The organism is Candidatus Obscuribacterales bacterium (genome assembly GCA_036703605.1).
In the GTDB taxonomy this organism is placed as follows: Bacteria; Cyanobacteriota; Cyanobacteriia; order RECH01; family RECH01; genus RECH01.
Genome location: DATNRH010000077.1, coordinates 1 through 7912 on the forward strand (window position 1 = coordinate 1; position 7912 = coordinate 7912).

6 protein-coding genes are annotated in these 7912 nt (G+C 55.8%); 4 read left to right on the plus strand and 2 right to left on the minus strand.

The window, feature by feature from the left end:
- Both V6D20_01680 and V6D20_01685 read left to right on the plus strand, forming a co-directional pair.
- Window positions 1–569: magnesium transporter (locus V6D20_01680; protein ID HEY9814506.1), on the plus strand; the 569-nt coding region annotated here is incomplete at its 5' end.
- A 32-nt stretch (window positions 570–601) separates the two neighbouring features.
- Window positions 602–2212 carry a bifunctional pantoate--beta-alanine ligase/(d)CMP kinase gene (locus V6D20_01685; GenBank protein HEY9814507.1) on the plus strand — a complete coding sequence of 537 codons (1611 nt, stop codon included), beginning with the start codon at window positions 602–604 and terminating at the stop codon, window positions 2210–2212.
- On the opposite strand, the gene V6D20_01690 is transcribed toward V6D20_01685, so the two are convergent.
- Window positions 2184–3482, minus strand: coding sequence for a serine/threonine-protein kinase (locus V6D20_01690; protein ID HEY9814508.1), 1299 nt, complete (start codon window positions 3480–3482; stop codon window positions 2184–2186). The genes V6D20_01685 and V6D20_01690 overlap by 29 nt on opposite strands.
- Before the next feature lie 28 nt (window positions 3483–3510).
- Entirely contained in the window at window positions 3511–4923 is a 1413-nt protein-coding gene (locus V6D20_01695) for a serine/threonine-protein kinase (protein ID HEY9814509.1), read from the minus strand.
- Between the two features lie 590 nt (window positions 4924–5513).
- Between V6D20_01695 and V6D20_01700 the strand changes: the two genes are divergently transcribed.
- Window positions 5514–7106, plus strand: a complete 1593-nt coding sequence (locus tag V6D20_01700; GenBank protein ID HEY9814510.1) for a diguanylate cyclase — start codon at window positions 5514–5516, stop codon at window positions 7104–7106.
- Window positions 7107–7216: 110 nt separating this feature from the next.
- Window positions 7217–7912, plus strand: a 696-nt coding sequence (locus V6D20_01705) for an alpha/beta fold hydrolase (protein ID HEY9814511.1), incomplete at its 3' end; no start/stop codon positions are given.

Below are 7912 nucleotides of genomic sequence, written 5' to 3' on the forward strand. Positions count from 1 at the left end.
CCCTAGGTGGCGTGCAGACGGGAGCCAATGATTACTTTCAAACGAATCTATGGACAGTGGCGCGGCGACGGGTGGCTTGGCTGTTGATTCTACTAGTCACGAATACGGCCACCAGTGCGGTGATCCAATCCCAGCAAGATATTCTAGAGCAGGTGGTGGTGCTGGCCGTTTTCATCCCGCTGCTGGTGGGCACGGGCGGTAATGTCGGCGCACAGTCGTCTACGGTGGTCATTCGTGGTTTAAATACCGATGAAATTATCGGATCGGGTGCCTGGCGGGTGATTTGGCGAGAGGCGATCGCCGGTGCATTGCTGGGGCTGATGCTAGGAAGTATGGTGACCGTTTGGGCATTTTGGCTGCAAGGCAATCTACCGGTAGCGATCGCAGTGGGTGGTAGCTTAGTGGTCATTGCCGTCCTCGCTTCTGTGTCGGGGTCAGCCTTACCATTTTTGTTCCAAGCTCTCAAGCTGGATCCGGCCCTGATGTCAGCTCCGTTTATTACAACGGTAGTAGACGTATTGGGCGTGCTGATTTACCTAAACTTGGCACGGGTCACCCTAGGATTTTAGATCGACCGTGTAGCATCTTGTAAGGATACATATTGAGTAACAATCGGGGGGTTATGGTGCGCCTGTTTTCTACCGTGGTGGGTTTACGCTGTGCCTTGGATGCCTATCGTCAAGCCGCACCAGACTTAGAGGCTCAGCCCTTACCCCTGAGCATTGGCCTGGTGCCCACCATGGGCGCGCTGCACGAGGGACACATGAGCTTGATCCACCGGGCGCGCCGCGACAATGACGTGGTGGTGGTCAGCATTTTCGTCAATCCCCTCCAGTTTGGCCCCCAAGAAGATCTGCAGCAGTACCCCAAAACCCTAGACCGCGATCGCCTCCAATGTGCCGCAGCAGGGGTAGATTTGATCTTTGCGCCAACGGTAGCCGATCTCTATGGTGAAGAACCGGCGGGCGATCGCCTCACCCAGGTGATCCCGCCGCGATCGCTCGTGGATCGGCTATGTGGTCTGGCCCGGCCCGGTCACTTTGAGGGCGTAGCCACGGTGGTCACCAAGTTGCTGAATATTGTGCAGCCCCACCGCGCCTATTTTGGACAGAAAGATGCCCAGCAGCTTGCCATCATTCGCCAACTGGTGGCCGATCTAAATCTACCCGTGGACATCTGCGGCTGTAGCATTGTGCGCGAGGCTTCGGGTTTGGCCTATAGCTCTCGCAATCAGTACCTATCCGAGGAAGAGCGATCGCAGGCCGCTGTACTCTACCGTAGTTTGCAACGGGCTGAGGCACAGTTCCGCCAAGGAGTGCGGCAACGGGACGACCTGTTGGCAGCGGTGCAGCAAGACCTAGAGACCGACGCCGGGGTGCAGCCGGAATATATAGACTTAGTGCATCCTCGGACGATGGCTCCCCTTGATCAGATTGATGACGTGGGTCTGGTGGCGATCGCTGCCCGGATTGGCTCAACGCGTTTGATCGATAATCTGTTGCTGCGGAACCGCGCTCCCATCGTGGCCATTGATGGCCCGGCCGGAGCTGGCAAGTCCACGGTGGTGCGCCGGGTGGCCCAGGAATTGGGTTTGCTGTATTTGGATACGGGGGCCATGTATCGGGCGGTGACCTGGCTGGCGCTGCATGAGGGCTTGGATCTCCAGGATGAAGCAGCGATCGCTGAATTGGTGAGTCAATGCGAGATTCAACTGCTGCCGTCACCCGATGTGGCCCAGGCCTGTCAGGTGCAGATCAACGGTCACGATGTTACCCAAGCCATTCGTACAGCAGAGGTGACCGATCAAGTGTCGGCGATCGCGGCTCAGCCCTATGTCCGCAAGGCTTTGGTGCAGCAGCAGCAGCGCTATGGCCGCCAGGGTGGCGTGATTATGGAAGGACGGGATATTGGTACCCATGTCTTTCCCCATGCTGAGCTCAAGCTGTTTCTCACCGCCTCAGTGCAGGAGCGGGCCCGTCGCCGCCAGCAGGATCTCAAGAACCAAGGTCAAGGCACACCAGCTTTGGATGATCTGGAGCAGTCTATCTATGAACGCGATCGCAAGGATAGTACTCGGGTGATTGCCCCCCTGCGTAAAGCCGATGATGCCATTGAGCTACAAACCGATCACCTGACCATTGAGGATGTGACGGCCCAGATTGTGCGCCTCTACCACGAACGCATTAGCCCAAATCCCGAACAAACGCCTTAACTTCCGCCGCTAGCCACTGCTGTTCGGCGGCGGTGAGTCCCAACAGCCATAGCCGCTGCTGGAAAGGGGTACCCAGCAATGCCGCTGGCAGCGATAAGGAATGGGAACTAGCCGAATCATCGATTAAGCGATCGCAACTGCCAATATAACGCCCGTTCAGCCCAAAGCCTTGCCATTCCCGAGTAAAGGCCTCGCGGGTGAGGGTCAGCGTGCGACGACTGTTGGGCCCTGCGGCGAGAATCCACAAGGGCAGCAGCAGCAGTAAGATAGCGCCGAGGTAAAAATCTAGACTGAGGGCGATCGCCAGCAGCAGCCCCGTGATGATTAAGACGGGGGCGATCGCTGTTTTCAGTCGGGGTGGCGGAATCTGAATATCGAGGCGATCAGGCTGACGGGCGATCGCTAGACGACTGCCAACCGGGCGCAGCGTGCGGGGCACCACCTCGATCGCCTTGGGAGCAGGCAGGTGCAGGGCCGTCAGGGCTTCCTGGGCAGAGTGAAACCGGTCTTCCACGGCTGGCTCTAGGATTTTCTCCAGCCAATGGGTGAAGCCAGGGGAGACATGGACGCAGTCGCGCACGTCAATCGTCATGCGGCGCTGGGGTAAATCCGCAGGCGATCGCCCCGTGAGCACAAACATCAGGGTTGCCCCCAGGGCGTAGAGATCGGAGGCGAAGTAGGCCTTGCCGCGAAATTGCTCCGGAGGCATATAGCCATAGGTGCCCACAAAGGTGCCACCGTGGGTGAGCTTGTTGCCGTAGACGGCTTGCACTGCACCAAAGTCCACAAGATACAGACGACCATCGTCACAGCGCAGTACATTACGGGGTTTGATATCTCGATGCACCACCGGTGGCGTCAGCCAGTGCAGGTAGTTCAAAATATCGAGAAGTTGCTTAGCCATGTCTTTCACCCCAGCTTCATCGGTACGCCAGCCCCGAGCCACCCAATCCGCTAGGGAGACCCCCGGCGCTAGCTCTTGCACGAGGTAAAAGCGGCGATCGCTCTCGGTATCGACATGAAAATAGTCAAGGTAGTCGGGAATTTGAGGATGGTCAATACTTTGCAGCACCTTGGCTTCCCGTTCAAAAAGTTCTAGGGTTTTCCAGTCGGCAGATTGCTGCAGCGAGACGACTTTAATGGCCACCGCTTGCTGGGTTGCTAAATCATCCGCCGCGTAGGTGCTGCCCATGCCGCCTTGGCCTAGGAGACGGGTGAGTTGGTAGCGATCGGCGACGCAATCGCCCAAGCTATGAAGAGATTCACGCATAGGGTATCAGCAGGGGTAAAGGCGTAGGCTATCGAGACGTAGCGTCGGGGTTGTTGGCCTGCTGCACAAAATCGGCAAGCTGGCCAACGAGCCAGTCTTGCTGCTCAGGGTGCAGAGAGCCACCAAAGTAGTAAGGAATCACCCCATAGAGCAGGGTGCAGTAAGCATGGCGGCGAACAACACCCCGGAGGCGACGGGTTTCTCCCATCAAGTGTCGGTAGGTGTATCCAGCACAGGAAAACTTGAGATTAAAGGTCTGGTGGTCAATCTCTAGCTGGGTTTCATGGGTGCATAGGATCAACAGCATGGCCGCGCTGATCAGGGTAAATGGATTGAGGAGAAAAAGCCAGCTAAAGAAGAAGGGCAAAATGCCGGATGGCCCACTGACGATCATGGAAAAAAAAGCACCAACAATAGAGGTCAGGGCTCCTAACAGCGGCAGACCGCCCAAGACGGACCAAAATAGAATGCTAAACCAGGTTCCGGAACGAAATCGTGCCGGGGGAATGCGTACATAGATGCGATGGGGCGATCGCTCATACTGAACGATGTTGGCAGAGGGAGGACGCTGCTCTAGGGCATCCAGGGATGGATGATAGTTGAGGGTAGCCGGCACCCGAGGCTTGGGAGCATCGACCTGCTGGAGTTGGTCTAAGGCCTCGGCAGCGGTGGAGATGCGATCTTCTAGGGCCGGTTCCAGCAGATGTTCTAGCCAGCGCAGGAAGGGCGGCGAGACCGTCACGTAGGGCTGAACGTTTAGCCTCATGCGGGCTTGAGGGATGCGATCGGGCGATCGCCCCGAGAGGATAAACACTAGCGTGGCTCCTAAACTGTAGAGATCAGAAGCAGGGCGCACCCGTCCTTGAAATTGCTCCGGGGGCATATAGCCCGCTGTACCCACAAAAGTCATGCCCATGGTCAGGGTGTTGCGATAAACGTGGCGGACGGCCCCAAAGTCAACCACCATGATACTGCCATCCTTGCGGCTGATGAGGTTGGCGGGTTTAATATCGCGGTGGATGACCGGCGGCACCCGCTGATGTAAGTAACACAGCACATCTAGAACCTGAGCTGCAATCTGCCTGGCTTCCTCCTCCGTAGCTATCCATCCCTGCTCCACCCTTGCTTGGAGAGAAGGACCCACAGCGAGTTCTTGGGCTAGATAAAACATGCGATCGCTCGCCGAATCGACATTAAAGTAGTCGATATAGTTAGGAATCTGCGGATGGTCAAGATTGGCTAACACCTGAGCTTCTCGCTCAAAGAGTTCCAGCACTTTCCAGTCCGTGGTCGCCAGCAACGACACCACCTTCAGCGCCACCGATTGATGGGTCGTGAGATCCTTCGCTTCGTAGGTTGTGCCACTGCTACCATGCCCCAGTTCTTGCACGATTTGGTAGCGATCGCTAACCACATCACCCGGTTGATGAAGCGCTTTCATGGGTTAAATCCGTGATGCAAAAAATGGACGTTGAGAATCTCCACGATGATGTCACAAATTGTCTATATTATGGCGGGCAGGGGATGGGAGATCCTATGGTTAGAGAATGAGTGTCGTTTATGCCTGTCATCGATAACTGATCTTCTATATCAACCATAATTGATACAGATAGCGCCGTATCGAAAACAGATGCCTCTACGTACATCTCTCTAGGTCACCACCAGGGTTCAGATCGTTGAGTTCCATCGCACCAAGGTTTAGTAATACATACAGCACCTTCTCCTCACACTCATAGTATGCGCCAGAGATGCTAGACACTTATCATCCAGCGTTTACGAAGCAGTCGAGACAGAGCCTAGAAGCAAATTGACAGATCACAGATTGACGGATCACAGTTCTCCAAGGATGACCATTGAGTAGATTAGAAGTAGTCCGGTCTTGAGGGGGCTCTCGATCGCATGGGTCGATTCTTGGGTTAGCTGTATCTGAGCTGTACCGAAACAGATGAGGACAACTCTAAGCAATGTCCCTAAAGACCACGCTTAGGAAAGCTCGTCTTGGCTGTATTGAGCGAGGCTCTTTTCCTCTCTATGACGCAATATCCCAAGGTAAGTGCAGACTTAGTCGCCCAGAACAGTCCGCAGGCCAAAGAGTTGGATAACTGTTCTGTCGTACAAACCGAGTTAGATCGGCTGGTGGGTTTGGCGGCAGAACTCTGTCAATGCCCCATGGCCTTGATAACCTTTTGCCAAGGCGATCACCTTTGCCTGGTTGCGCAACAGGGTTGGCCGATCACGCCCTATAACCAGATACCGCATTCGCTGGTCTTTGATAATCTGGTGCATAAAAAGGCCCAGCCGTTGCACATTGAAGATGCGTCAAAGGAGCCCCAGTTTTATCGCCTGCCCCACATTGCTAGCCGGCCCTACCTCCGTGCCTACACCGGCATTCCCCTAATGGGCGATCGCTTAGGGCTGATGGGAGTATTGTCGGTGCTGGATACCCAACCCCAACCTGCTTCGCCTCGGATCATGGAACTGTTGCGCATCCTCAGCCATGAAATTGTGGGACTGGTGGGCGATCGCCCCGCAGAACCCACCTGGCGAATTCCCCCAGCCGCCCAGCAGTCGCAGCCGATGCAGGCATTAGTGCCCTCGCCGGTATTAACCGACGTCAAGCAACAAAATCTATACCTGCGGCTTCTACAACACCTCAACTATGAACTGCAGCTAGGGGCATCGATCCGCAAGGCGGGCACTGTGATTGTGCAAGTGTTGCCCCAACTGTTTCCCGACAGTAGCGGTTGGGTGTTGTTGTGCGATGGCGATTGCCAAGTCTTTGAATCCCTCGCGCTTTGGGGGAACACGTCCTACCGTAGCGATTGTCTGCTCGCTAAGCACTGCTGGGCGGTTCAATCTCCCCCCAAAAACCTAGAAGAAAGCACCCAAGCCTGTTCAACCTGCCGTGATTCCTCCCATCGATGGGTTCATTGTTGTTTGCCGCTGCGGGTGGCGGATCAGACCATTGGCGTCTTGTCCCTGCGCTTTCCCCAGCCGCCACCACTGCAGCCGGATGTACGCCAGCGGGCCGAGATGGTGGCCCGCCACCTGGCGCTGTCTCTATCCACCCTGCGGCGGTTGGATACCCTAGAACAGGAAAACCTGCTGGATCCGCTCACCGGGTTATACAACCGCCGCTATATGACCAAAATGTTGGCTAATATGCTGCACCGAGCTAGCCATGGCAACGTCTCTGTCGCCATTATTATGGTAGACATTGATTATTTCAAACGCTTTAACGATACCTATGGACACCTAGCGGGCGACCAAGTTCTGCGGGATTTTAGTGTGTTTCTCAAGGGATTTATCCGCAGTACAGACATTGCCTGTCGCTATGGCGGGGAGGAATTTCTGCTGCTGTTATCGAACGCTAATCAAGCGACGGCCTACCGGCGAGCAGAGCGATTACGCCACGATACGCGCTATCTCACCATGAAGTATCAAGGTAAATCTCTGGGAAATATTACCGTGTCGGCTGGAGTGGCAACCTTTCCTGACCATGCCAAGACCGGTAATGCATTGATCTGGGCGGCCGACATGGCCCTATACCGTGCCAAGATGACCGGTCGCGATCGCGTGGTGTTAGCCGATGCCTCCGATTGTCCTCCCCCCAAGGAGCCGTAGCGTTAGGCGCTAGCCCATAGCGGCAATTACGCAGAAATGGCATCCAGAAATGGCATCATAGAAGGGCAGCCAGCAGGCTGTATCCCCTATGCCATGATGTTCCGTTATCTATGTTTCCCCGGTTTCTCTCATCCCGCGTTCAGCAGCTCACCGAAGCAACCTCCATTGCCCTGGCCCAGCAAATTCAACAGCAGGCGATCGCCACCCCGCTTTTAGACACTCCCATCACCACCGGCTATGTACACCAGGGCGATCGCCAAGGCCTTCCCATCCTGTTGCTCCACGGGTTTGATAGCTCGGTGATGGAGTTTCGCCGTCTGCTGCCGCTGTTGGCGGAGCATCATGAAACCTGGGCGATCGATCTCCTCGGCTTTGGGTTTACCGAACGTCCCCCAGGGCTAGCAATCACGCCTGCGCATATCAAGCTCCATCTCTATGCCGCCTGGCAGGCTCTGATCCAGCGCCCCATGATCGTCGTGGGTGCATCCATGGGAGGTGCAGCGGCCATTGACTTTGCCTTGACCTATCCCGACTGTGTACAGCAACTGGTGTTAATTGACAGTGCAGGGTTTGCCAAAGGGCCGAGCGGGCCACTGCTGACTCCCCTTGCCTATCTAGGAACAGAGGTGTTGAAAAATCCTTGGGTGCGCGATCGCATTAGCAAAACAGCCTACTTTGATCCGAGCTTTGCGTCCGCCGATGCTGCCGCCTGTGCAGCCCTCCACCTCGATTGTCCCAACTGGCGACAGGCCATGGTGTCCTTTACCCAAAGCGGTGGATATACCGATCTGACCACCAGCATTGCC

Bases quoted from the DNA above. Each gene is read 5' to 3' on its own strand.
- V6D20_01690 (HEY9814508.1), bottom strand. From the start codon at position 3,482: ATGCGTGAATCTCTTCATAGCTTGGGCGATTGCGTCGCCGATCGCTAC.
- V6D20_01695 (HEY9814509.1), bottom strand. From the start codon at position 4,923: ATGAAAGCGCTTCATCAACCGGGTGATGTGGTTAGCGATCGCTACCAA.
- V6D20_01700 (HEY9814510.1), top strand. From the start codon at position 5,514: ATGACGCAATATCCCAAGGTAAGTGCAGACTTAGTCGCCCAGAACAGT.